Annotated in this window: 25 protein-coding genes; 6 read left to right on the plus strand and 19 right to left on the minus strand. The window is 47.9% G+C overall.

Annotated features, from left to right (window positions below; genetic code table 11):
* Positions 1–19 precede the first annotated feature (19 nt).
* The 8 genes from ACFO5U_RS00920 to ACFO5U_RS00955 form a co-directional block, all read right to left on the minus strand.
* The gene (locus ACFO5U_RS00920) at positions 20–913 is read right to left on the minus strand and encodes a glycine betaine ABC transporter substrate-binding protein (protein WP_377275851.1); all 894 of its coding nucleotides are present in this window, start codon (positions 911–913) and stop codon (positions 20–22) included.
* Between the two features lie 85 nt (positions 914–998).
* Complete coding sequence (locus tag ACFO5U_RS00925; protein ID WP_377275852.1) at positions 999–1,637, minus strand: ABC transporter permease; 639 nt, start codon at positions 1,635–1,637, stop codon at positions 999–1,001.
* Complete coding sequence (locus ACFO5U_RS00930; protein WP_377275854.1) at positions 1,634–2,602, minus strand: ABC transporter ATP-binding protein; 969 nt, start codon at positions 2,600–2,602, stop codon at positions 1,634–1,636. The genes ACFO5U_RS00925 and ACFO5U_RS00930 overlap by 4 nt, the downstream gene beginning before the upstream one ends.
* Before the next feature lie 53 nt (positions 2,603–2,655).
* On the minus strand, positions 2,656–3,510 hold the full coding sequence (locus tag ACFO5U_RS00935) for a GNAT family N-acetyltransferase (RefSeq protein WP_377275856.1): 855 nt from the start codon (positions 3,508–3,510) through the stop codon (positions 2,656–2,658).
* A 120-nt stretch (positions 3,511–3,630) separates the two neighbouring features.
* A complete protein-coding gene (locus tag ACFO5U_RS00940; RefSeq protein WP_377275858.1) occupies positions 3,631–4,848 on the minus strand; it encodes an MFS transporter in 1,218 nt (405 codons plus the stop codon).
* An 86-nt stretch (positions 4,849–4,934) separates the two neighbouring features.
* Positions 4,935–5,879, minus strand: a complete 945-nt coding sequence (locus tag ACFO5U_RS00945) for a DUF4003 family protein (RefSeq protein WP_377275860.1) — start codon at positions 5,877–5,879, stop codon at positions 4,935–4,937.
* A 53-nt stretch (positions 5,880–5,932) separates the two neighbouring features.
* On the minus strand, positions 5,933–6,742 hold the full coding sequence (gene zupT / locus ACFO5U_RS00950; protein ID WP_377275861.1) for a zinc transporter ZupT: 810 nt from the start codon (positions 6,740–6,742) through the stop codon (positions 5,933–5,935).
* A gap of 105 nt (positions 6,743–6,847) precedes the next feature.
* The gene (locus tag ACFO5U_RS00955; RefSeq protein ID WP_377275863.1) at positions 6,848–7,486 is read right to left on the minus strand and encodes a uracil-DNA glycosylase; all 639 of its coding nucleotides are present in this window, start codon (positions 7,484–7,486) and stop codon (positions 6,848–6,850) included.
* Positions 7,487–7,678: 192 nt separating this feature from the next.
* On the opposite strand from ACFO5U_RS00955, the gene ACFO5U_RS00960 reads away from it, so the two are divergent.
* Both ACFO5U_RS00960 and ACFO5U_RS00965 read left to right on the plus strand, forming a co-directional pair.
* Positions 7,679–8,020 (plus strand): P-II family nitrogen regulator, encoded by a 342-nt coding sequence (locus ACFO5U_RS00960; RefSeq protein ID WP_370668016.1) that lies wholly within the window; start codon positions 7,679–7,681, stop codon positions 8,018–8,020.
* A gap of 12 nt (positions 8,021–8,032) precedes the next feature.
* Positions 8,033–9,316 (plus strand): ammonium transporter, encoded by a 1,284-nt coding sequence (locus tag ACFO5U_RS00965; RefSeq protein ID WP_377275865.1) that lies wholly within the window; start codon positions 8,033–8,035, stop codon positions 9,314–9,316.
* Positions 9,317–9,417: 101 nt separating this feature from the next.
* On the opposite strand, the gene ACFO5U_RS00970 is transcribed toward ACFO5U_RS00965, so the two are convergent.
* From ACFO5U_RS00970 to ACFO5U_RS01000, 7 genes are all read right to left on the minus strand, one after another.
* Positions 9,418–10,038 carry a phosphatase PAP2 family protein gene (locus ACFO5U_RS00970; RefSeq protein WP_465264059.1) on the minus strand — a complete coding sequence of 207 codons (621 nt, stop codon included), beginning with the start codon at positions 10,036–10,038 and terminating at the stop codon, positions 9,418–9,420.
* 149 nt (positions 10,039–10,187) lie between these two features.
* Positions 10,188–10,949 carry an iron ABC transporter ATP-binding protein gene (locus ACFO5U_RS00975; RefSeq protein ID WP_377275868.1) on the minus strand — a complete coding sequence of 254 codons (762 nt, stop codon included), beginning with the start codon at positions 10,947–10,949 and terminating at the stop codon, positions 10,188–10,190.
* Entirely contained in the window at positions 10,946–11,896 is a 951-nt protein-coding gene (locus ACFO5U_RS00980) for an iron chelate uptake ABC transporter family permease subunit (protein WP_377275870.1), read from the minus strand. The genes ACFO5U_RS00975 and ACFO5U_RS00980 overlap by 4 nt, the downstream gene beginning before the upstream one ends.
* Positions 11,889–12,839, minus strand: coding sequence for an ABC transporter permease (locus ACFO5U_RS00985; RefSeq protein WP_377275872.1), 951 nt, complete (start codon positions 12,837–12,839; stop codon positions 11,889–11,891). Before ACFO5U_RS00985 ends, ACFO5U_RS00980 begins: the two co-directional genes overlap by 8 nt.
* 1,416 nt (positions 12,840–14,255) lie before the next feature.
* Entirely contained in the window at positions 14,256–15,131 is an 876-nt protein-coding gene (locus ACFO5U_RS00990) for a DUF6612 family protein (protein ID WP_377275874.1), read from the minus strand.
* Between the two features lie 154 nt (positions 15,132–15,285).
* Entirely contained in the window at positions 15,286–16,557 is a 1,272-nt protein-coding gene (hflX, locus tag ACFO5U_RS00995) for a GTPase HflX (RefSeq protein WP_377275876.1), read from the minus strand.
* A 74-nt stretch (positions 16,558–16,631) separates the two neighbouring features.
* On the minus strand, positions 16,632–17,345 hold the full coding sequence (locus tag ACFO5U_RS01000) for a VOC family protein (protein WP_377275878.1): 714 nt from the start codon (positions 17,343–17,345) through the stop codon (positions 16,632–16,634).
* A gap of 197 nt (positions 17,346–17,542) precedes the next feature.
* Between ACFO5U_RS01000 and ACFO5U_RS01005 the strand changes: the two genes are divergently transcribed.
* Complete coding sequence (locus ACFO5U_RS01005) at positions 17,543–19,093, plus strand: BCCT family transporter (RefSeq protein WP_377275880.1); 1,551 nt, start codon at positions 17,543–17,545, stop codon at positions 19,091–19,093.
* A gap of 248 nt (positions 19,094–19,341) precedes the next feature.
* The gene (locus ACFO5U_RS01010; protein ID WP_377275882.1) at positions 19,342–19,773 is read left to right on the plus strand and encodes a VOC family protein; all 432 of its coding nucleotides are present in this window, start codon (positions 19,342–19,344) and stop codon (positions 19,771–19,773) included.
* A 68-nt stretch (positions 19,774–19,841) separates the two neighbouring features.
* Here ACFO5U_RS01010 and putP read toward each other — a convergent pair whose 3' ends face one another.
* Positions 19,842–21,365, minus strand: a complete 1,524-nt coding sequence (gene putP / locus ACFO5U_RS01015; RefSeq protein WP_377275884.1) for a sodium/proline symporter PutP — start codon at positions 21,363–21,365, stop codon at positions 19,842–19,844.
* A gap of 109 nt (positions 21,366–21,474) precedes the next feature.
* Here putP and ACFO5U_RS01020 point away from each other — a divergent pair, with 109 nt between their 5' ends.
* Positions 21,475–21,837, plus strand: a complete 363-nt coding sequence (locus ACFO5U_RS01020) for a DUF2188 domain-containing protein (protein ID WP_377275885.1) — start codon at positions 21,475–21,477, stop codon at positions 21,835–21,837.
* Between the two features lie 56 nt (positions 21,838–21,893).
* Here ACFO5U_RS01020 and ACFO5U_RS01025 read toward each other — a convergent pair whose 3' ends face one another.
* The 3 genes from ACFO5U_RS01025 to desA all read right to left on the minus strand — a co-directional run bounded on the left by ACFO5U_RS01025 (position 21,894) and on the right by desA (position 24,796).
* Positions 21,894–22,484 (minus strand): response regulator, encoded by a 591-nt coding sequence (locus ACFO5U_RS01025; RefSeq protein ID WP_377275887.1) that lies wholly within the window; start codon positions 22,482–22,484, stop codon positions 21,894–21,896.
* On the minus strand, positions 22,481–23,617 hold the full coding sequence (locus tag ACFO5U_RS01030) for a sensor histidine kinase (protein WP_377275889.1): 1,137 nt from the start codon (positions 23,615–23,617) through the stop codon (positions 22,481–22,483). Before ACFO5U_RS01030 ends, ACFO5U_RS01025 begins: the two co-directional genes overlap by 4 nt.
* 159 nt (positions 23,618–23,776) lie before the next feature.
* Positions 23,777–24,796 carry a Delta(5) desaturase DesA gene (desA, locus tag ACFO5U_RS01035; RefSeq protein ID WP_377275891.1) on the minus strand — a complete coding sequence of 340 codons (1,020 nt, stop codon included), beginning with the start codon at positions 24,794–24,796 and terminating at the stop codon, positions 23,777–23,779.
* A 193-nt stretch (positions 24,797–24,989) separates the two neighbouring features.
* Between desA and ACFO5U_RS01040 the strand changes: the two genes are divergently transcribed.
* Positions 24,990–25,220, plus strand: a complete 231-nt coding sequence (locus tag ACFO5U_RS01040) for a hypothetical protein (RefSeq protein WP_377275893.1) — start codon at positions 24,990–24,992, stop codon at positions 25,218–25,220.
* The last annotated feature ends 60 nt before the right edge of the window (positions 25,221–25,280 follow it).

Genomic DNA, 25,280 nt, shown 5'->3' on the forward strand with positions numbered 1-25,280 from the left:
TGCGGCAGAGGTTTCTTTGTTATTCTTCGATTAACCCTTTTTCCAATAAGAATTCGCGTGCTACATCGTTCGGAACGTCCTGATCCACATCCACACGCGCGTTCATCGCAAGCATTTCTTCTTCTGTAATCTGACCAGCCAAATTGTTTAGCAGTTCCTCAAGTTCTGGATACTCCTCTAGCGCTTCCATTCGAACGACCGGTACGGCATCGTATTTCGGGAAGAAGGACAGATCGTCTTCTGTCGTCTTCAAATCAAACAATTGAATTCGGCTGTCTGTCGTGAAGGCAGGAATGACGTCGACATCACCGCTATTGACCGCCTCGTACATAATGGCTGGGTCAAAGCTTTCCATTGCGGAAAACTCGAACGGATAGGTCGCCACTAAGTCATCAAAGCCATCCCCTTGGCGTTCGTAAAATGGATGCGGCGCACCGAAGCTCATGTTTTCCGATTGCGAAATTTCCGCAAGGTCTGAGTACGTTTCTGCATCGTAATCTTTTGTATATGCTAGCGTGTAGCCATTTTCAAAACCGAGCGGCTCGAGCCATGTCGCATTCAGTTCCTCTTCATAGCCTTCCCGCACTTCCTGCAATACTTCTTCAGACGACTGGCCAGGAGTCGTCTCGCGCTTCAAAACGTCTTTCAGTCCTGTACCGGTATATTCGACGTATAAATCGATATCGCCATTCTCGAGTGCCGGCGTCAAAATCGACACTTCCCCTAATCCTTCTTCATACGATACGCTATAATCCGAATTCGACTCGATATACTGGCCGATAATATGCGGTAGTATATACTGCTCTGTCCACGGTTTTCCTCCGATGACGATCGGATCCGAATCTCCACTCCCGCCGCAAGCGGCAAGCAATGCAGACGTGCCGAATAATATTCCAACTGCTGTTTTTTTCATCAATAATTCCCCCTCAATAATTGGCGATTCTTTAAAGCCGCTTGTTCATCATACAGCCGGGTCCAGCCAAGGCTCCATTCCAGCTTTAGGTTTTCAAGCCTTTTGGCGTTGCGCGTTTTTCGATCATTTTCAAAATAAAATCAAAACCGATGGCCAGCAAGGCAACCGGCAAGGCACCGGCAAGCACTAGCGAGTTATTATACGATTGCAGCCCGCGGTAGATAATATCGCCTAATCCGCCAGCCCCGACAAAGGTTGCGAGTGTAGCGATCCCCACCGTCAATACCGTCGCCGTCCGGATGCCGGCCATAATGAACGGCAGCGCCAGCGGCAATTCGATTTGTCTCAGAATTTGCGTTCGGGTCATGCCCATCCCGCGTCCGGCTTCAATTGTCGAGCCGTCTACCCCGACGATGCCGGCATACGTATTGCGTAAAATCGGCAGGAGCGCATAGATGATGAGAGCGATTAAAGCAGTCGGCGACCCGATACCAAGAATCGGCACGAGAAAACCGAACAACGCCAAACTTGGAATTGTTTGAAAGATGGCGGTAACTCCAATGATCGGCTCGGCAAAACGGCGATAGCGGGCAATTAAAATGCCCGTCGGCAAGGCGATTGCAATGCCGATCGCCACCGCCACAAACGACAAATAAATATGTTCAAGAAATGCATTTTGGATCATATCTTGGCGGCTGATGAGCGTATCGATGAATGCCCTCATACAATCGTCTCCTTTTCCTCATGAAGCGCTGCTTTTAATAATTCCCGCTCCCCGGCAAAACCGATCACTTGACCGTTTTCGACGACTGCAAGACGCGGTTTCCCGCTACTCTCCAGTAATTGATGGGCTTCGCTGATGGTCGTTTCTGACTCCACTTGATGCGCTTCTCCGGTCCCTGAAAGATCCAGCAAGAACGAAAATTCTTTCAAGCGGCGATCCCCGAACGAACGTTTTTGATTGATGCGCTCGGCGCCGATAAAATTGTGGACAAATTCATTCGCGGGTTCATCGATCAATTGCTGAGGAGAACCGATTTGTTCAATCCGTCCATCCCGCATCACTACGATGGTGTCAGCAATTTTCAATGCCTCATCCATATCGTGCGTAACAAAAACAATCGTTTTATGGATTTCCTGCTGCAAATGGCGCAGCTCGTCTTGCAATTGTTCGCGACTGATTGGATCAAGCGCCGAAAAAGGCTCATCCATCAAGACGATGTTCGGATCGCCCGCAAGCGCACGGACCACGCCCACACGCTGTTGCTGGCCGCCGCTCAGCTCCAATGGATAGCGCTCCATGAAAGTGGCTGGGTCCAACCCGACCAACTTCAATAGTTCTTCTGCACGCCGCTCCGTCTTGTCTGCCGGCCAATCCAATAGCTTGGGAACGAGTGAGACATTTTCCTTAATGGTCATATGCGGAAACAAACCGATCCGTTGAATCACATAGCCGATCGACCGCCTCAGCTTTACTTCATCCATCCCCGTGATCGGCTCTTCGTCTATGTATACAGCTCCAGAGGTTGGGTTCTCTAGCTTGTTGACCATTTTCATCAAAGTTGTTTTGCCGCAGCCGCTCGGGCCGATGATGGCGGTCAGCTGCCGCGCTGGCAAGATGAGCGAAATATCTTTCAACGCTTCGGTGCCGTCCGGAAATTTTTTCGTGACCTTATCAAAGCGAATCATTCGCCTCTCCCCCTTTATATTAATCGTTTTTCTATACCCTTTTACACAGGGCTTTACTCCCGCATGTTTGCTTCAAATTTCAAGTGAATCGGATTGGCGATTTGTTCGTAGCCAATTTCCTGGTATATTTTATTCGATGTGCCATTACTCAAATCAGTATACAACATGGCAAAATCATATTCTTCTAACAGCTCTTCGGTCACTTCGGCGACCAATGACCGTGCATAACCTTTTTTCCGCCATGCTTTTGGCGTAAATACGAAAGAAACGGTAACGCCGTGTTTTGAAGGGCGGGCTTTTTTCATGCATGCTACCGCGCGTCCGTCATGCTCCCACAGAAACACTTCTTTCCGGTTAATGAAATCCGCGATTCGCTCTTTGGCTTCTGCCGGCGAAGGCGTGCCGATACCTGTTTCTTCACTGAACAGCACATACCAGCCGATCAGCAGCTCAGTATCGAAGCGATTGGCCACACGCCAGCTGCCGGGGCTTTTCGCAAGTTTTTTCCGCACCGCATCGATGCGGTACAAACCTTGATCCATCGCGACATAGACTTGCTCGCCTGTAAGTCCATTCCAGGCTTGCGCAAATTGTTGCGCCGCCACTTTGTCCCCGATGACACCGGGAACAGCAAGTCCGGTCTCAAGGAATTTCTGTGCGACCAGCGCTTCCAATCCAGCCGATTCCCGCAAGACGATCAATTGCAGCGGATGGGGAGGCGTCATTAAAGCGAACGCCGCAAAACCTTGAGCATCTCGCGCAATCCCGATCACAAATTTTTCATAACGCCCTTCTTTTATCTGTGCCAGAACGCCGAGAAATAAGCTATAACGATCTTCTTGCTTCGATAATAGTGGCCACGCTGCTTGTGCGAACTCTCCGCTATCTTGATACCATTCCCACTCCATAATTCCTCACTCGTTTCCATTAAATTCATTTGCTACTATAAATAATTGGCTAAATTCCGGACATTTCCTCTTTTAGCTTGTGAGAAAACAAAAACGCAGACCTATTCGGCCTGCGTTTTGTTAGTCGAGCTCCATTTGTTTTGTTTCGGTTCCAAGAAAAGCAACCGCAGCCGCACCAATTAAAATCGATATGCAAAAAATGGCGAATATAACGTTGATGCCAAATCCAGCTGTCAGCATCGAGCCGACCAAGAGCGGCCCTAAAATACCGCCGATACGCCCGAATGACGCCGCCATACCTGTTCCTGTCGCCCGTATGACAGTCGGATATTGCTCAGGGGAATAAGCGTAAAGCGCTCCCCATGCGCCCAGATTAAAGAACGATAATAATCCGCCTGAAATGAGAAGTCCCGTGACAGTTTCGACATTGCCGAATGCCAAAGCAGATCCCGCAGTTCCGATTAAATACGTCACCAAGACGAACTTCCGCCCCGCACGCTCAATCAGCCAAGCCGCTGAGAAATAACCCGGCAGCTGCGCCAACGTCATGATCAAAACGTATTGGAAACTTTGAATCAACGGAAATCCTTTCATCACCATGACACTCGGCAACCACAAGAACATGCCGTAATAGGAAAAGACGACGGTAAACCAAACGATCCATAGCATTGAAGTCGGACGCCGATATGTTTTCGACCAAACTTCACGGATATTCGTCGAAACCGATCGCAATACGTTCTTTTTCGCGGTGAATTGCGGCGAGTCTGGTAAATTGATGCGCAGATAAAGCGCATAAAATGCCGGTAATGCCGTCAATAATAGCGCGACACGCCATCCATACGCCGGAATGACGAAGTACGAAATGATAGCAGCGACCAACCAGCCGGCTGCCCAAAAGCTTTCCAACAACACCACGACCCGTCCGCGGTCTTTGGCCGGTACGCTTTCAGATACCAAAGTCGCTGCAACCGGCAGTTCCCCGCCAAGCCCCATGCCGACAAAGAAACGCAAAATCAAGAAAGCGGCAAGCGTTGTAGTAAAAGCGGAAATTCCGCTAGCGATCGAAAATAACAGTAAGGTGATGATGAAAATTCTTTTGCGGCCGACACGGTCAGCATAAATGCCGAAGACAAAAGCCCCGACTGCCATACCGATCGAGTTGACGGCGCCGATCCAGCCCATCTCTTCAGAAGTGAGGCCCCAATCCGCATGAAGCGCCGCAATAATAAAGGCCAATATCCCGACATCCATGGCGTCGAACAACCAGCCGAGACCTGCTACTCCTAGTAATTTGCGTTGCGAGATTGTTTTTGGTGTTTTTTCAGTTGCTGTAGCCATATGCTTTCCCCTTGTCTTGACAGTTGTCACGAATTATTTACAGTTTTCACTATACGCCTATGAGCAAGAGGTGACAAGCAATCGTTTCAAGTTCCTGAATTGTTCGATGCTGCTACCGCAGCGCTCACACTGACCATCATTGCCGCTTGCTGCGCTTGCATCAGCATTTCAACAGATGATGCAAACATTGCCGCTTTGCTGCCGCGCAGTTCCGCCGATTCCGCCATCACTAGTTGTGCCGCTGAAGGCAATGCCCATTGCTTGTACCAACGGAATAGCTTCGAACTTTCCAGCGTGCGCATCAATTCCGCAATGGACTTCAACGCAGCCCCATCCGCTTTGGCAATCGCCAAAAAGCCAAGTACCGGATAATGCGCTGAACGAATTTTTATGTTTTCCGCCTTGAAAAAATCCCGGATGGCCAATACGCGTCCAGCGACTTCCGGCTGAAACTGAGGCGAGTCGAATGTCATCGCTTGAGAAAGCCATTGCAAGTGATTGCCCGGGGAAAATCCTTGCGGCCTCAATTCACTATAGTAGCGGTTCATCGTCTCGGCCCGTTCTTTCAAATCCCCTTCACGCCTCCCCAATAGCACGACATACGGAATGTCCTCGCTTGATGTCAAAAACGGATGGTGGGCTTTCATCGCATCATACAACTCTCTCGCACGAGCCGCTTCTTCAGGCGCCTCCATGATCAAGCCGCCAAGATACGTATATCCGCTTTTCCAAAACTTCTCTGCAGTCAAGGCTTGCTGGTGGACGTTTAGGCGCGCTAGCCCTTCAACTACCGGCTCATCTCCCAATACAAGATATGCAACGGCGATGTGATGAAGATGTGCGCGAAGCGGCGAAGCAAAGCTTTCTGAACTTTTGACAATACGAGAAGCTTCCGTATGTATAGCCGCATCGAATGCGCGGCCGCGGCTCAAGTAAATCATTGTCACAGCGAGCGAGACTTGTTTGTCCGTTGCCCAACCAAGTGTTTTGGACACCTGCTCAAACGTTTCTTCGATTTTTTTAGTTTCCATAGAAAAACGCCTCCTTGACCGTTTGTACGGTCAAGGAGGCGCAAAGTTTCAAGTTACGCAAGAAGAACCAAGCTCATAGCCATCACAATCATTCCGGCAATTAATCCGTAGATCGACAGATGCGCTTCATCATAACGCTTCGCTGCAGGCAATAATTCATCCAGCGAGATGAAGACCATGATGCCTGCTACACCCGCAAAGACAATGCCGAACAAAGTATCGCTGAGGAACGGCATCAAGAATAACCATGCCGCAATTGCACCGACCGGCTCGGCCAAGCCCGAAAGAAAACTGTACTTGAATGCTTTTTTCTTACTCCCTGTCGCGTAATAAATTGGTACAGAAACTGCGATACCTTCCGGAATATTGTGGATTGCTACGGCAATCGCAATCGCAATGCCGAGCGCTGGATCTTGCATTGCCGACATGAACGTTGCGATTCCTTCGGGAAAGTTATGGATGGCAATCGCCAGCGCCGTGAAAATCCCCATTTTGCGCAACCGGGCATACTCATCGTTCGTTGGGCCTTCATCCATGTCTTCCACCGTTTTCACTTCATGCGGATTTCCCAACTGAGGCAACACACGGTCTAATGCCGCCATGAAAATCATACCGCCGAAAAAGCCGAGGAGCGTCAGCCAATAGCCATTGGTTTCGCCGTGCGCTGCCGTCAACGAATCTTTGGATTTAAAGAAAATCTCGATCATTGATACATAAATCATGACACCTGCCGAGAAACCGAGCGACACAGACAGGAATTTCGTATTTGTGCGCGAAGCAAAAAAGGCGATAAAACTGCCGACCCCTGTCGCAAGACCCGCGAAAACAGTTAAGCCTAGCGCGAATAATACCGTACTGTCCATAAACCAAACTTCCTTCCGTTTCTAATGAATAAGGTTATTCTACGTTAAAAGTTTCCTTAGCGCAACTTTTTTTAACGAGGAAAGGTTTTCCATTATTCAAGCATATTACGGACGGATCAATCTCCCGAGTTTCTGCCAATCTGCATCCCGGTGTTCGCGGACAGCAGGATTATAAAAGACACTTGCTGGATGAAAGGTCGGAAAAATATGATAGCTCTCAGCCGTTTCTTCAAAACAAAGCTTTTCTTCATCCCAATAGAGAACGGGCGTCTCAATTAAGGTGCCGTGCAATTGTGTAATTTTCGCCTGTGGGCCGATGAGCCTCTGCAAGCCGATATTGCCTAGCGTCACAATTAATGGCGGCTTCACCGCCCGAATTTCTTCATCCAATATCGGCGCATGGGCTATGATTTCTTTTTTATTCGGCGTACGGTTGTATTTCCTTTCTACCACTTCGCCATCGCGTTTGCGTTTTTCTCCCCATTTATATGGACGGCTCCTAACCGCACTCGTAATATAGACATCTTCTCTCGTCAAACCGACGCCCGCAAGCGAATCCATTAATTCTTTCCCAGCTCGTCCAGTGAACGGAATACCCGTCTCCACTTCGTTTTCACCCGGCGCTTCTCCGACCAACATTAAAGCAGGCTTTTCAGGGCCGCTGCCCCAAACGAACCCTTCGCAAGGATATTCGGCTATGCGCTGCTTGCCCCACTCCGCCAACTCTTCTGGAATTCGATACATCGTTATCACCTTTTTCTTTTAAAAGTCTAAATTTCTAGTTCGCTAGAACCCACGCCATTTGCAAGCGTTTACACGTAAGGAAACCTAACACAAGTTAAAATAATACTTGCATTGTCAGAAAATATTGATTAATATGTTAACAAACCTAACAAGAAGTAGATGTTAGAAAACCTGACATAAGGAGGAAAGCGTATGAAAAAGATTGAGACTATAATCCGTCCTTCGGTTTTTGCGGATGTTCGGCAAGCTTTAGCGTTAGAAGGAATCGATGGCTTGACCGTAACGGAAATCGCCGGAATCGGCAAGCAGGAAGGGCGCGTCGGCTTGTTCCGGGGGAATGCTTATCGCATGGAATTCTCACCGAAACTAAAATTAGAGATGGTGGTCGAAGATGAAAAAGTCGAAGACATCATTCAAGCCTTGCTCGATTACGCCTCCACCGGCGAAGTTGGAGATGGAAAGATTTTTATTTTGCCCGTCGAAGAAGCCATTCGCATCCGAACAAAAGAACGCGGCGCTGTCGCGATTGGATAAGGGGAGATTATTATGGAAGCTGTACAAAGTTCAGTTGATATGTTGTGGGTCATGCTCGGCGCAATGCTCGTGTTCTTCATGCATGCCGGATTCGCCATGGTGGAAACCGGATTTACCCGTTCTAAAAATACCCTGAATATATTAATGAAAAACATGATCACCATTTCACTTGGATCGATTCTTTATTTCATTGTCGGATATGCCATCATGTTCGGTCCATCATCATTCGGGTTGATCGGAACAGAAGGATTCGCTTTATCGGGCGTTACGGATATCGGATTCTTCGTTTTCCAAGCCGTCTTCGCTGCAACATGCGCAACAATCATCTCTGGTGCCGTGGCAGAGCGCATGCACCTGACCGCTTACATCTTATTGACTATCGCAATGACAGCCATCATTTATCCCATTGTTGGCCACTGGGTATGGGGCGGCGGCTGGTTGTCACAAATCGGCTTTATTGACTTTGCCGGATCTACTGTCGTCCACTTGACAGGCGCTGTCGCAGCATTTGTCGCCGCATGGAAAATCGGTCCGCGCCTTGGCAAATATTCCGGGAAGACCGTCAATTCGATCCCTGGCCACAGCTTGCCACTCGGAGCACTCGGCGTCTTCATCCTATGGCTTGGCTGGTTCGGCTTTAACGGAGGCAGCACGCTCGCTGCCGACCCTGCGCTCGTGCCGCCAGTCATCGCTAACACCTTACTCGCTGCATCTGCCGGTGTTTTGGCAACTGCCTTGTATACCCGCTTCCGCTATGGACGCATTGACGGTACCTTGACAATGAACGGCGCGCTTGCCGGCCTTGTCGGAATCACTGCAGGAGCTGCCAATGTTTCCTTCCTCGGTGCGATCATTATCGGATTGCTAGCCGGGATCATTATGACTGAAGCTGTCCATATATTGGATACTAAAATTCGCGTGGACGATCCAGTGGGGGCTGTCTCTGTTCACGGTATTGCCGGGATTTGGGGAACGCTCGCAATCGGCTTTTTCGATGTCAATGGCGGCCTCCTCTATGGAGGTGGTGCTGAAATCCTAGGAATCCAAGCAGTCGGCGTACTGGCTGTAGTTGCTTGGGCATCCGTCACCACAGGCGCTGTGCTCTTGCTCATCAATGTTGTAACGCCGCTGCGCGTGACAGCTGAAGAAGAAGAGATCGGATTGGATTTTTCAGAGCACGGTTCGCAAGCTTACTCGATGCAAGATGTGCTGCGCGGTTCATCGGGACGTGCAGACAATTTCGCCGACCGGCTCAATCAACTGGGAGACGAACGGCCGGTCTCCGGCAAAGTATAGTTTAGCTAGAGAGAGAAAAACTTAGGGGTCTTCATACAAATAAAAACCGAACGGAGAAGCGTCCTTCTCCGTTCGGTTTTTTATTATTCTGCTGCACTCGCCTATTCGCTTTGCACCGGCCTGCGCTTGCGAAATTGCCGCTCCCGCATTTCGTACCAAATGGCAACCAGCACAAACCATGTATAGCCGAGGAACATTCCCGCCAAGATGTCCGAGATATAATGCTCGCCACCCGCCACACGCGACAAAGCCACCAGTATCGTGAGCGCGATAGCAACGCACCAAACCAATAGACGCATAGACTTCGTGGCAGATTGCCCGATAAAATAAGCCAAGGTGAACAAGTACAAAAGCCCGACCATGGCGTGGTTGGACGGAAAACTATAAGTTGCGAGCTCTTGGGGGAAATTCGGCCTTGGACGCTCGAACCATTCTTTCATCAAATGATTGAGCACATTCCCAGCTCCAACCGCGAGAAACACAAACAGCATTCCCCTATAGTTTTTCCGGAAGATCCACAAGAAGACCAGCAACAGAAAGCTGATGCTGAAAATCATCCATTGTTCGCCGATAATGGACATCGCATCGAGCCACCCAATTCCGCCAAGTAAAGAACCCCCCCGCTCGTCGAGTTCACGTACCGGCTCCTGTTGATAATAGAACAAAATGCCGAAAAACCCGAGCAGCGTAGCCATTGCCAACGGATAAAAAACACGTTTCATCACTTGCACCTTCTTCCTTAGCGCGATATCGCGTTGCGCTTATTGGAAAGTCTTTCTATATCCATACCCTTCAGAAAATTAAAAAACCTGCATAGAAGTAATCTTCCACACAGATTGTATATATCCTTGTCGAAATCGCCAATAGGGCTTCAGGAATTAAAGTACACACAAATCCGGCAATCATTCATTTGCTGAATTGGGATGTCCATATCATAAATCTCCTTTAATGCAGCCGATTGAATGATTTCTTCAGTCGGCCCATCTTTGACGACGCGCCCTTCTTTCAATGCGACAATCCGGTCCGAATACACGGAGGCAAAATTGATATCGTGCAACACGATGACCACTGTCTTACCGAGTTCATCCACCAGACGGCGCAAAATTTTCATGATCTGCACCGAATGCTTCATATCCAAATTGTTCAAGGGCTCATCAAGCAATACGTAATCAGTATCTTGAGCGATGACCATCGCGATAAAGGCGCGTTGGCGCTGGCCTCCTGACAGTTCATCCAAATAAGAATCCTGCATGTCGACAAGGTCCATATAATCGATCGCTTGGTCGACCATTTGTTCATCTTCTGCATTCAAGCGCCCCTTTGAATATGGAAAACGCCCGAACGACACCAACTCCCGAATCGTCAGCCGTACATTCATATAATTCGACTGCTTTAAAATGGAGACGCGCTTCGAGAACTCGTTTGACTTCATTTTTTTCGTATTGGTTTTATCGATTACCACTTCACCGGTATCGGCATCCAACAGCCGGCTGACCATCGACAGCAAAGTCGACTTCCCAGCCCCGTTCGGCCCGATAAACGAAGTAATCTGCCCTTGCCGAATATCGACCGAGACGTTTTCCACGACTTGCTTCTTGCCATATAATTTTGTCAATTCCCGAACTTGGATCATTTAGATCGACTCTCCTTTAATAGCAGATAGATGAAATACACCCCGCCGATGAAATTGATGATGACGCTGAGCGTTGTATTGAAGGTGAAGACGCGCTCCACGACCCATTGACCGCCGACTAACGCGAAAATACTGATGATGCTCGCTCCCGTGATCAACACGGAATGCTTATACGATTTGAAAAACTGGTAAGACAAATTCGCGACGATCAAACCGAAAAATGTAATCGGCCCGACGAGCGCTGTCGCAATCGCAATGAGCACCGCCGCAAGCACAAGCATTTTCTTGACGAGCGCATCATATTCGACACCTAAATTGACCGCCGTATCGCGCCCAAGCGACAACACATCCAGCTTCGCATTATCGCGCCACGCCAAACCAATCAATCCGACAATAAACAATAGCGAGATCCATACAAGCTCCGCATTGACGTTATTGAAGCTGGCGAACATGCGGTCTTGGATAATCTGGAATTCATTCGGGTCGATCAGCACTTGCAGGAAGGTCGACACACTGCCGAAAAACGTCCCGAGAATGATGCCTATCAATAGAAGGAAGTAAATCGGCTGATTGCCTTTCTTAAAGAGCAATTTGTAGAACAACAATGCAAAGACGACCATGACAGCAATCGACAATAGGAAGTTCACTTGTTTATTGATGATCGTAAAATGCCCTGAGCCTAAAAAGAAAATGAGCACCGTCTGCAATAACAAATACAGCGAATCCAAGCCCATAATGCTAGGCGTCAAAATGCGGTTATGGGTGATGGTCTGGAACACGACCGTTGCATAAGCGATTGCGATACCAGTCATCACCATCGCAAACACTTTGACGCCCCTTCTCGGAAGCGCGTAATCAAAGCTGCCATTTAAACCGTGGAACAAATACAATCCACAAGCTGCCGCTGCCAAGCCGACAAGCAGCCATAATTTATGTACATCACGCATACGCTTTCCTCCTAAACAACAGGATCAGGAAGATAAAGCTTCCAATGACGCCCACCATCAGGCTGATCGTGATCTCATACGGGTAGATCAATACGCGCCCGAGAATGTCGCAGATCAATAGGAAAATCGCCCCGAGCATCGCCGTATGCGGCAAAGTTTTTTGAAGGTGATCTCCTTTGAAGATGGAGACGATATTCGGGATAATCAAACCGAGGAACGGAATCATGCCGACCGTCAAGACCACTGTAGCCGTAATGAGCGCAACCAGCACCAAACCGATATTGACGACACTGCGGTATTTCAGCCCCAAGTTTTTCGAGAAATCCTCACCCATTCCCGCCACTGTAAAGCGGTTGGCATACATATAAGCGATAATGAAGACCGGTACACTTATGTACAGAAGTTCGTAGCTGCCTTTCATGACCATCGAAAAATCCCCTTGCAGCCAAGCGGACATATTCTGGATGACGTCGGCACGGTATGCGAAAAACGTTGTGATCGAAGACAAAATATTGCCGAACATCAAACCGATGAGCGGGATAAAGATGGCATCTTTGAATTTGATGCGGTTAAGGATTTGCATGAACAAAAACGTCCCGGCTAAAGCAAAGAGAAATGCCACCGCCATCTTTTCGATCATCGAGGCGTTGGCAAACAATAGCATCGATACGAGAATGCCGAGCCGCGTCGCATCGAGTGTTCCGGCAGTCGTCGGCGAAACGAATTTATTGCGGCTCAATTGCTGCATGATAAGACCCGCCATGCTCATGCCGGCCCCCGCCAACAAAATGGCGACTAGCCTCGGAAAGCGGCTGACGAGAAAAATCTGTGTTTCTTCTGAATTAAAATCCAGGAGATCGACCGGACTGATGCTGCTGACTCCGACGAACAGGGAGACAAATGATAGGACGATCAATATGGGTATTAAAATGCGTTTTTTCATACATGACGCTCCCTATTTGCTGTTCATTCTAATTGAGAATGATAATGATTATCAGTTGTTCACTGATTTTTAGTATAGCAGTATAAAAATTAGCGTCAAGGGATAATTGAGAATTACTTTCAATTGGATTTTTGTTCACCCAAAATGTTCACGTTTTATTCGGATTTGTGGGGCTTGATACTATTCAGCCGTTGCAAATGTGGGGGCATGAAACTTCACGTGGCTGTTTTGAAATATAGCAATTGTTGTTTTGTTATGATTTGGCGTGGCAAAGTGAGCTGGAAGTTAGGTGCGGAAATGTATCGCAGATTTTCCGGGCATCACGGTTGGAGTCGCCGCCTTGCTTTAGGTTGGCCTTTCGCAATGAGCCAATGAATTGGTGAAAGGAAGTTGAGCCGATTCATTTGCGACGCATCTGCTGGCAGATGTGGGAGCAAGGTTTTTGGTAAGATGCTTGAATGCAACTTTTCACTCACTACACCGGCTCACCCTTTGCGCTAGGCGGCTGGTAGATTTCATTGATGGAGAATGTTAGTTTTTTATGTACTTCCGTAATTTTCGTCCACTGGTGGGGAAATCGCTTCCTTGGAATAGTGTCGGGAAAGTGAGCTGGACGTTAGGTGCGAAAGTGTGACACTTTTTGTTCTGACGTCACGCATAAATTCGCCGCCTTGCTTTGGGATGGCCTCTTGCAATGAGCCAGGAAGAGCACCTGTCTCATTGCTTCGGCTCACCCCTTTGCGCTAGGCGGCTAGGAGATTTCATTGGTGTAGATTGTTAAATCGTTATGCGCTTCTGAAGCTTTCATCCGCTGGATGGGGAATCACTTCCTCAGTGGGCTGTCTTGAACAGAAAACTAGCTTGACTCGTTCAGTTGAAGTTGAGAACGGTTTTTACCTCTCCAATTTTTGAGAAGAAATGTGCGACACGTATCTTGGCAACAGAGAGATGTCTTCAACAGTTTGCTAGCTAATGAAACGGACAGAAATTCGAAACCACTCGAAACCTAGAGACCTAGCGGAAATGGCTGACTCCTGGGGGACCGAGCGGGCTGGCGAGACAAATGTGCCGCGCACTTTGGCACATTGGCTCAACACCCGCCCCATCCCCGGGCAGCTGAAAGCGCGACGTCCTGTCGCATCAGCTGCATGACCTGCATCCTGCAGGCCCAAAGCAGCCACTGGAGCGCAGTCTCATCACACTAGCTATTTATACATAAAAAGCCTAAAACACCCTTCCTGACTCATCTCTCCTTTTGCTCCACATTGGATACGACGTCCTTTCGTATCAGCTGCAAGCCCAAAGCAGCCTTTGGAGCGGAGTCTTATAGCACAAGCTAGTTAAATACCGACACAACATTTATCCCAATACAAAAAAAGCAGAGGGAAGAACCCCTCTGCTTGTTGTTTCATGCTATTAAAACTCGATTTCCTGCGCTTGTTCGAAGACTTCAGGCGGGATTTCAATCGGCTCGATGGCATCATAATCGCTATAGTCTACTTGCATCTGCGATTCGATTGCCATCATGTCGCCTCGCACGTCCACATCCAATGCCAAGTCGACTTCAATCCGATCCGCTAAATAACTTTCTTTATCGAGCGTAATCACATAATTCACCGAATGAACTTCCAGATCTTCCGGAGACAACGGTGCTTCAATTTCCATCTGGCCCAAGGTTTTCTGCAAATGCTCATCCATCAAACTTTGGAACTGCTCTCCCGAAGCATCCAAGGTCAATACGTATGCCTCTTCCGTTTCTTCCAGCACGAATTCTTCTTCAAAGCCTTCGAGCTCTTCCAACTGGCGAGCGGGATCGGCTGATTTCTGTCCGGCCAGCGCCGCCATGTCTTCGTGCACTTCTTCCGGCATCTTCAACCACATATCGACAGACGTCTCATGCATGAATAGGCCATCTTCCGTCAAATACATTTCCGAAAGCATGGGATTGGTATTTTCGATGTCTTCTGAAACGATGCTCGTTTCCCCTGTTTGGTGAAATGCCAATGGCGCGTATGTCATCTCCATATCGGAATCAATGGTCATGTCGATCTCCATACCGTCCGGCAGCATTTTCATATTTTGTTCAGTGATCGATTGTGCCCGCACACTTTCTGTTTGCTGCGCCGCACCCACCGCTTCCACGTATATTTCAGAAGCACTTTGCGTTTCTTCCGGAGTTTCCTCTGGAGAGGTTTCGATGTCTTCTTGTGTCGTAGGAGCCTGGGTTTCACTGCAAGCGCTGAGGCCGACCGCGACAACTCCAGAACCTATGACTGCCATCCATTTGGTCATGGCGTTCACACTCCTTTTCAAGACTTGGGATTCATTATACAGTATATGCACCATACTCACAGTTTACCCAATTTGCCAGCGTTTAATTATGAAACGGTATCCATTGTTCAAACAGCCATAATAAAAAGCTGGAGAACGATCCTCCAGCTTGTTGTTATTTGCCGACCACGAATTGTTCGTAGCGGTCGTAATCTGCCCGGCTCAGTTCTACCGTCATCAACGTGCCGGCTTCCCCGTATTCGGTTTCTTTAATAGTGGTATGGTCGTTTAAATACGCAACCACATCTCCGCGATCGAACGGAATTTCCATCCGGCATGTTACATGGTCTGAAAACAATCGTTCACGTATGCTTTCCAACAGTTCATCCAGACCTACGCCTTCTTTCGCAGAGATCCAAACACTGTCTTTGCTGGCTTTCGGATAGGCTACACCAGCAAGGTCCGATTTATTATAGACGTATAAAGTCGGCACATTTTCGACACCCACTTCCTGAAGCGTGGCATCGGTCACTTGCATCATGTAATTATGCTCGTCGTTCGATACATCCACGACGTGAAGCAGCAAGTCCGCGTTGCGCGCTTCTTCTAGAGTGGAGCGGAATGCCTTGACGAGGTGATGCGGCAAGCGGCTAACAAATCCCACCGTATCGGACAGCAAGAATGTTTTGTTGTCTTCGAGTCGGATTTGGCGGATGGACGTATCGAGTGTCGCAAACAGCATATCTTTTTCAAACACTTGCTTGTCGTCATCTTGCCCTGTTTTGTTCAGTAGGCCGTTCATGATCGTCGACTTGCCGGCATTCGTGTAGCCGACGAGCGATACATTCGCCATGCCTTTTTTCAAGCGTTGCTTACGCTGTGTGGTGCGCTGTTCTTTTATTTGTTCGAGCTCACGTCTGAGCTTGGTGATTTGGTCTTCAATTTTCCGACGGTCGAGTTCGAGCTTCGTCTCACCCGCACCACGGTTGGCAAGACCGCCACTGCTGCCGCCGCCTTGGCGCCCGAGCGATGCACGTAGACCGACAAGGCGCGGAAGCATGTATTGCAATTGCGCCAATTCCACTTGCACTTGCGCTTCCCGTGTATGGGCACGTCTTGAGAAAATATCCAAGATGAGCATGGTCCGGTCGATCACTTTGCACTCTAAATCTTCTTCAAGATTGCGGATCTGCGAAGGCGATAATTCATCATTGAAAATGATCAAATTGGCGTCCACTTCTTCGTAGAGTGCCTTGAGTTCATCGACTTTTCCGCTGCCGATATAATGGGCTGGATTGATGCGGTCCAAGTTTTGGTTCAGCTCGCCGACTACTTCAACTCCGAGCGCTCCCGCTAAATTCTCTAGCTCTTCCATGCTGTATTCGAAATGAGTGTCTTTTTGTAATTGGACACCTACGATAATTGCTCGTTCATTTAATGGTTCCATAATTCTGTTGCCCCCTTCAGCAGAACTGCCGTTCCACCTGATCCCTTTATCCTATCACAATACCACACCTAAACCTATTCAAAACGCGGGACCTGGTAGAGACCGTGCTCAAATAAAAGCTCTCGTTCAGCTGACGCAAAACAGACTTTGGACAGCCGTTCTTTCCCCTCGCCCTCCTCGAAAGAAAGCCGGCAGTTTCCGAGTTCCAGCGAACCGCCAAGCAGTTTCTTCCACTGGGTTTCACTTTGTTCTTTATCGTTTACTGAAAAAAACAAAGTGTCCAATTGCAACTGCTCGTTTACGGCTTGAATTGTTCCATTGCTTTTCAAAGCAGCAAAACGTCCCTTATCCTCTTGTTCCCATTCGATAAAAAAAGGCAGCGGCAATGCCATTGAAATCTCCTGATCAATAAAAAGCATTTTCCAGCGGATCAGTTCGCCTGTTTCGGTCTGCCGCTCAGCATCTGTAGGCCCGATCGTCCGAAACCCGCGAGATTCGAGCTGTTTCGACAGCAGTTCCAGATTGTCCGACCTCAGACAGATTGTTCCAAACCCTTGTTGGTCATAGCGCAAATGTTCAACCAAGGGATGGCTGGACCGAGCTGCAAGCTCTTCATCCTCGGATGTCAGCCATTCGATATAATAATCGGGCCCATACATCAAGGCATTATGGGTGCCCCAGTTTTTATGGCTGCCTCCGACGACTGCATGGAACCCGGCAGCATTCCAGTATTCACTGCTTTTTAAAGGGCTCTGTTTCGTAAAGTGGACAATATGATCTAATTTCATCTTCAACACACTCCTCTTTTGCTATTTGGTGGTTTGCCTTAATTTGATAAGCTTTCCCGCTTTGTATTATTTGCTGTGCAAATGGTCACTTTTTCCTTATTCATGATGTTTTTCTGGGAAATGGGTGGTTTTTAGGTCTTATTTTCGATAGGCTAAGGTATAGGAAAACTAAATCTCATTACCTAAAGGAGGGCATCATGGACAGAAAATTACTGAAAAACCCCGTGTTCATCGTATCGACAGCCGTGATCCTGCTGTTGGTTATTGCTGGGGCATTTATGCCGGTTCGTTTCGGTGAAGTGGCCGGCACCTTATTCAACTTCACTACATTTAACTTCGGTTGGTTCTACTTATTAGCCGTCTTCATTATCGTTATTTTCCTCTTTGTTATAGCGATTAGCAAATACGGAAGCATCCGGCTCGGAGCAGATTCCGACCGTCCGGAGTTCCCGTTCTTTACTTGGATCGGCATGCTGTTTTCCGCCGGATTTGGGGCTGGCCTCGTTTTTTGGGGTGTGGCAGAACCGATGAGCCATTTCTTTACGACGCCATTCGGCAACGAAGCGCAAACAGCTGAATCGGCACGCATTGCAATGGGCTACTCGTTCTTCCACTGGGGCGTCAGCCAATGGTCAGTGTTCGCAATCGTTGGTTTGGTTATCGGCTTTTTGCAATTTCGCAAGAAAAAGCCAGGACTTGTCTCCACTGCACTTGAGCCTGTCATGGGGTCAAGACCGATCGTCAAGCATGCAGTTGATTCATTAGCTGTTATTGCAACTGTCATGGGGATTGCCACTTCACTCGGACTCGGCGTGCTTCAGATGAACGGCGGATTGAATTCGGTGTTCGGCATCGATAACGCGTTCCCTATTCAATTGGCAATCATTGGCGTCATGTTCGCCGCATATACCTTGTCATCTTCTACAGGCCTTCACAAGGGAATCGCCTATTTGAGTAATTTGAACTTAGGGTTAGCACTTCTTTTAATGATTTTTGTCTTTTTCGCCGGCCCAACCGTCTTTATTATGGAGACATTTGTCCTTGCACTTGGCGATTACATCACCAATTTCGTTCAGTATAGCTTGCGCATGGAGCCATATACAGGCGGTGATTGGGTTCTGGGATGGACGATTTTCTACTGGGCATGGGCTATTGCCTGGTCGCCATTTGTCGGCGCGTTTGTTGCACGGGTTTCCCGCGGGCGCACCATACGTGAATTTGTTTTCGGTGTATTGGTCATTCCCCCGGCAATCGCTTGTGTATGGATCGCCGTCTTTGGCGGAACTGCCCTTTGGTACGACTTGAACCAAGGAACAGGAATTGCAGAAGCCGTCAACAACGATTTGACTTCTGCTTTGTTCCAAACTTTTGATGTATTGCCGCTTTCTTCGATCATGTCCATTCTGGCGATTTTGCTGATATTCACATTCCTAGTGACTTCAGCTGACTCCGCTACGTATATTCTAGCGACGATGACGAGTTTCGGCAGCTTGAACCCTCCGACTTTGTTCAAAGTCATCTGGGGTGTTTTGATGTCTGCTATCGCAGCCGTCCTTCTGTATGCAGGCGGACTTGAAGCTTTGCAGACTGCCTCACTCATATCAGCCTTGCCATTTACCGTCTTGCTGCTGCTGATGGTTTGGTCATTCACTAAGCTTATCCGGGACGAAGCGCCGCCAATCCGCAAATCGGAATTGCGCCGCTTTAAGCGCCTTGAGCGGGAAGCGAAAAAACAGCAAAATAAATAAGCTTAGAAATCAGCTGATCCAAAAGCTCCTAGCTTTTGGATCAGCTTTTTTATTTGGACAGGGGACTAATTTCACCCGAACTTCCGTTTCTCCTCAGTTTGATGGTTAAACTAGTAAAAGCAAAAAGAAATCTGAAAATTGACTCTACTGACTTTACTTTTAATCATCAATGATTATAATGTAAGGAAGGGAATGTTTGTTCGTATTATCATATGATTTACATAAACAAGTGGAAAGGAGTTTTTCATGTGTCAATTAACGTCTATATGATCTTTAACGGAAATTGCCAAGAAGCCGTGGAGTACTATGCACAAGTATTCGGTGCAGAGCCAGCTGAAATCTCCCGCTTCGGGGACATGCCTCCTGAGCCCGGCTACGAAATGCCGGAGGAGATGAAAAACCGCATCATGCACACGAGCCTCGACATCCATGGCAGTACAGTGATGTTCTCGGACGGCATGATGGATTCCCCAGTCACTGCCGGCAGCAATATTAACGTGACCGTCCTATCCGACGACCTCGAAAAGATGACGAAAGAATTTAATCAGCTTGCGCGGGATGGCAAGGTTCGCATGGACATGCAAGAAACATTTTGGAGTTCAGGTTACGGCATAGTTCAGGACAAATTCGGAATTGAATGGATGTTCAGCCATGACGACGGACACGATTTAAGAGCCTAGCCCATGCGAAAAACGGTCAAAACAAAAAGCAGGCTGCCCTGAGTTTCAGGGCAGCCTGCTTTTTAGTGTTACTCTTTATCTTCTTGAATCAAGCGGACTGTTTCATCGAATTCTGCTTCGATTTCAGCATTTGGCTTGTAGGTGATCAAGCTGACAAGCCAAGCGGCCAACCAGCAGAGGATAAATCCAGGGATGATTTCGTAGACACTGCCGACGAAAGTCGTGAACTCAGTGGCTCCTACTTCGTCAGACGCCGTGCCAATCAAATCCCAGATGATCACCGTAACGGCACCAATAATCATCCCGGCTAGTGCACCTTTAGATGTCAGTTTGCGCCAGAACAAGGACAATAAGATGATCGGTCCGAATGCCGCACCAAACCCTGCCCATGCATAAGCAACCAATCCGAGGATCGTATTGTTTTGCTCCCATGCAAGTGAGGCTGCAATAACGGCAATGACTGCTACCGCAATACGCCCGAGCATGACATAGCCTTTTTGGCTTGATTCTTTCTTAAATGCGATTTTGTATAAGTCTTCGATCAAAGCAGACGAGCTGACGAGCAATTGAGACGAAATCGTACTCATAATCGCCGCTAGAACCGCTGCTAAAACGAAACCTGCGATTAGCGGATGGAACAATATTTGGCTCATGTCCAAGAATACTGCTTCCGGGTCGACTAGTGTCGCTTGAGGATTTTGCTGGAAATAAGCAATACCAACCAACGCCGTACCGGTCGCTCCAAGAAGGCTAAGAATCATCCAGCCCATGCCGATGCGGCGGGCAGAACGAACTTCCCCCAAAGTCTTGATGGCCATAAAACGGACGATGATATGTGGCTGCCCGAAGTAACCAAGACCCCACGCTGCGGCAGAAATGACACCGATAGTGGAAGCTCCTGAAACCAAGCTCAGCATGTTCGGGTCGACTTCACGAATGCTCGCTGCAGTTTCGCCCAATCCGCCGGTAGCGAAAATCCCGACGACCGGAACTGCGATAAGCGCCAGGAACATCATAATCCCTTGCACAAAGTCCGTATAACTAACGGCGAGGAATCCACCAAATAAAGTATAAGCAACAACTACCACCGAACCGATAACGAGGCCGAGATGATAATCCATTCCAAATGAGCTCTGGAAGAATAGGCCAGAAGCGACCATACCGGATGATACGTAAAAAGTGAAGAAAATCAAAATAATAATACCGGCAACGATTCGCAAAAGACGTGAACTGTCTTTCAGGCGATTTTCTAAAAAGCTTGGAATAGTGATGGAATCACTGGTGACAAATGAGTAGATTCGCAGGCGTGGTGCTACGAAGAACCAGTTTAAGAAAGCACCGATTGTAAGCCCGATAGCGATCCAGACTTCTACTAGGCCCCCAAGATAAATGGCTCCCGGCAATCCGAGCAATAGCCATCCGGACATATCCGAGGCACCGGCGCTGAGCGCAGCTACAGACGGCCCCAGCCCTCTTCCTCCAAGCATGTAATCGGATAAGTCATCTGTCTTCTTATACGCATACCAGCCAATGAATAACATAGCTGCAAGGTAAACGAGTAAAGCTATGATTTGATAAGTTGTATCTGTCATGACATCTCCTCCTTATAAAACACTGTAACATATTGAGTAGATATGAAAAGGGGGCTTTACGTTTTATTTCCTATTTAAATGGGCATAGAGAGGCAAGGAGGCGATAACTATGCCGTGGAATAAGAATGATTACCCGGATTCTTTCAAAAATTTGGATGACAAAGTCCGCAATAAAGCGATTGAAATCGCCAACGCACTTTTACGGGACGGTTACGAAGAAGGCCGGGCGATTCCGATTGCACTCGAACAGGCACGGGAAACTGTGGGCAGTGACGACGAGTCGCCGATTTATGAAATCCGCAAGCATTCAGAGGGGTGGCAGCTAAAGAAAAAAGACAGCAAAAAAGCCATCCTCATCGAAGAAACGAAAGATGAATTGATGAATGAAGCGAAACGCTACGTCAATCGCCATAACGGTGAACTGCATATTTACGCTGAAGATGGTTCGCTTCAGGAAAAGCTTTATGATTGAGGCAAAACGGCAGGACGGAAAAGCATGCGCTTTTCCGTCCTGCCGTTTTGCATGTATCATCCTTTTTCACGATAGCGGGCGATGGCTTCGATGCGATTGCTCGCTTCTAGCTTGTCGAGTATCGTGGAAATATAATTCCGCACAGTGCCGGTTGTGATGAATAATTCTTTTGCGATCTCTTTCGTACTGCGTCCTTCCGTAATCAGCTCCATCACTTGCCTCTCGCGCTCCGTCAACGGGTTGATGTCTGCGTAAGCAAGATCTACAAGTTCTGGGGCATAAATACGGCGTCCGTCCATAATGGTGCGGATCGACGTTCCCAGCTCCTCGCTCGGACTGTCTTTCAGCAAATAACCGCTGACGCCCGCTTTTCTCGCCCGCTCAAAATAACCGGACCGGGCGAAAGTCGTCAAAATGATCGTTTTGCACGGATGGTCTTTTAACGCTTCCGCAGCGTCCAATCCACTTTTTACCGGCATCTCAATGTCCATCACGCAGACGTCCGGGTTAAGCTCCTGCACAAGCCTAATCGCTTCTTCCCCGTTCTGTGCCATGCCGACTACTTCCAAATCGTCTTCCAAGTCCAATAGTGAACCGAGCGCACCAAGCATCATGCGTTGGTCTTCCGCTAGTACAATTCGAATCATGTTCTCCCCTCCGCTTTTTGATAAAGAATGACATTCGGCACCCGAATATTCAATGTCGTACCATCCATGACGTCAATGTCCACTTGGCCATTGACGAATTCGAGCCGTTCCCTCATGCCGGCAAGCCCATGCCCTTGAATGAGCGGGTTGCCATCCGGAAATCCGATGCCGTCGTCTTGCACTTGCACGAGAATTTCACTTGGCGACTGCTTGATCAGTACCGTACAGCGCGATGCCCCGCTATGCTTGACCACATTTGTCACCGCTTCTTTCAAGCACATGCTCAGCACGTGTTCCATTAATAAAGGCGTATTATCAAGTTTGGCACTGCCATAAAAAACAAAATCGATATCGGCCGCTTTTAAAATTTGCTGGATGCGTAAAATCTCATCCTCGAGTTTTGTGCCGCGCATATCCGTCACCAATTCCCTCACTTCTTTCAGGGCGGTCCTGGCCGTCTGGCGAACGTCTTGAATTTCTGCCGCTGCCCGTTTTGGGTCTTTATTTAATAGTTTTCCCGCTAAATCACTTTTTAAGCCGATCAATGACAATTTCTGGCCGAGTGTGTCGTGAAGGTCACGCGCAATCCGCTCACGCTCCTCGATCAAGACGAGCTGGGAAATGCGTTTGTTGGCGTCTTCAAGCGCTCCTTCAAGCTTCTCCCGTTTATGCCGGTTATACGTATTGAACGGCAATAGGATGACGCCGAGCACACTTAAGATGATAAACGGCAATTGCGTGATGTATAGCTCAAAATCAATCAACATCCCATAGATGATTGCGGCGATGGTCGTTCCGATATGCAAGCCGTAGATAATAAAAAATCCGACTTTGCTGCGGATATTACCGACAAAAAAGGCCAGGAAAATCGCCAGATACACGTAACCGAACAAGAAAATCATCGCCATATTGATGGCCATTTCCACGCTTACCCACAGGTAGACAAGGAAAGATTTCGAGCTAAAGGAGAACCGGTATGCGACAAAAAAGGCTCCGAGCAAGAAGATGCCGGCAATGATCTCGGTTGAAGACGAAGAACGAAAAATGAAAAAGAACGGTAACACGCAAAATATCGTCCATGCATAAATGCTGAGCCATGTATTGCGAGGGAAAATTTGATACCAGTTTTGCATAACTGCCTCCTAGAGTTTCTTTGCTTTCATCATACCAAAGCTGATACAGAAAAAGAAAACACATGGCCATTCTGTTTCGTGGCTGTCGTTGGGGCTATCACTCGAAATATTGGAATAAAAAAAAGCTCCCGCCCGATTCTCCTCGAGGGGAAGCATTTCTTATTGTTGCACGGCGCGTGAGTTGCCAAGCAAATGCTTGATGGCACCGAACGTGACGAATGTTTTATTTTCTTCGTCATATACTTTATATTTCAAGGATTTCAAGCTCGTCTTCAAGTTGATCTTCGTTGCTTGCTGAAGAGGCGGTGTAGAGACATGCGCTTTTTCCAAGTTATAGTTTGGAACACGCGGGCTCAAATGGTGCACATGGTGGAAGCCAATGTTCCCAGTAACCCATTGCAGCATTTTTGGCAATTCATAATACGAGCTGCCTTCTACTGCCGCTTTCACATAATCCCAGTCGCTTTCGTCTTCAAAATAAGCATCTTCAAACGTGTGCTGGATGTAGAACAACCAGATGCCGAGTGCACCCGCTGTGAACATGATCGTTCCCTGGATAAGCAGGAATGCCTGCCAGCCAATCGCCATGATCATGATTGTGTAAAGGACGACCAATGAAATATTGATCAAATACGTATTGTTGCGTTCTTTCTTGCGTGCATCTTTACGGTTGAAACGGCTTGAGATCAAGACTAGGAATAACGGCCCTAATCCAAACATGACAAGAGGGTTGCGGTACATGCGGTATTTGAAACGTTCCCATTTGGAAGCTTCTACATACTCGTCGATTGTCATGACCCAAATGTCGCCGACACCGCGCTTGTCCAAATTGCCGCTTGATGCATGGTGGATTGCGTGCTCGCGTTTCCATTTTTCATAAGCGAAAAGTGTCAAGATGCCGGTAATGGTCCCGACGATCGCATTCGCTTTTTTGTTTTTAAAGAATGAACCGTGTGTGCAATCATGGAATATGATGAACATGCGAACGACAAATCCTGCAGCGATGATCGAAATTCCGACCGTTAGCCAGACCGACACGCTCAGTGCTTGATAAGCTAAAAACCATAAAATTAAAAATGGTGGAATTGTATTAGCCATTTGTTGAATGCTGGCTTTAACGTCAGCTTTCTCAAAAGGGGCGACAAATTTACGTAATTGCGCTGTTTTCTCTCTAGTCATGCGTTGCCTTCCTCCTAAACGAAATGTACTTGTTAAATACATCTTACGCCCGGATGGCTCTCTTCATAAGACACAAACGTCTGTTTCTCGGCATGACAGTTGTCATGGATTTGATTTTCTCGCTACTTTCTAAAAGCAAGCGCTTTGTGTATACTTGTTTATACACAGAACATTCAGAACAGGGGTGTAACTCATGACGGGACTGATTGCTGTCGTAATGATCTTTTCAATCCCCATCGTCGCCATCTTGACGGATTTCGCACTGAAGCAGAAGAAAATGAAGCAAAAAGCACTGGAGACAGAGTTGGAGCTCGAGAAATTAAAACATGATAATTATGTAATCGAAACACAGAAAATGCGTCTCGAACTGGAACAAATGAAGCTTGAAGACGCCAAAAAGCAGCACAAACGGCTCATAGAATGACAAAAAGGCGCATCAGGTTAGATGCGCCTTTTTCTATTGCCTCATAAGCAAATTGAAACG

The organism is Planococcus dechangensis (genome assembly GCF_042654465.1).
In the GTDB taxonomy this organism is placed as follows: domain Bacteria; phylum Bacillota; class Bacilli; order Bacillales_A; family Planococcaceae; genus Planococcus; species Planococcus dechangensis.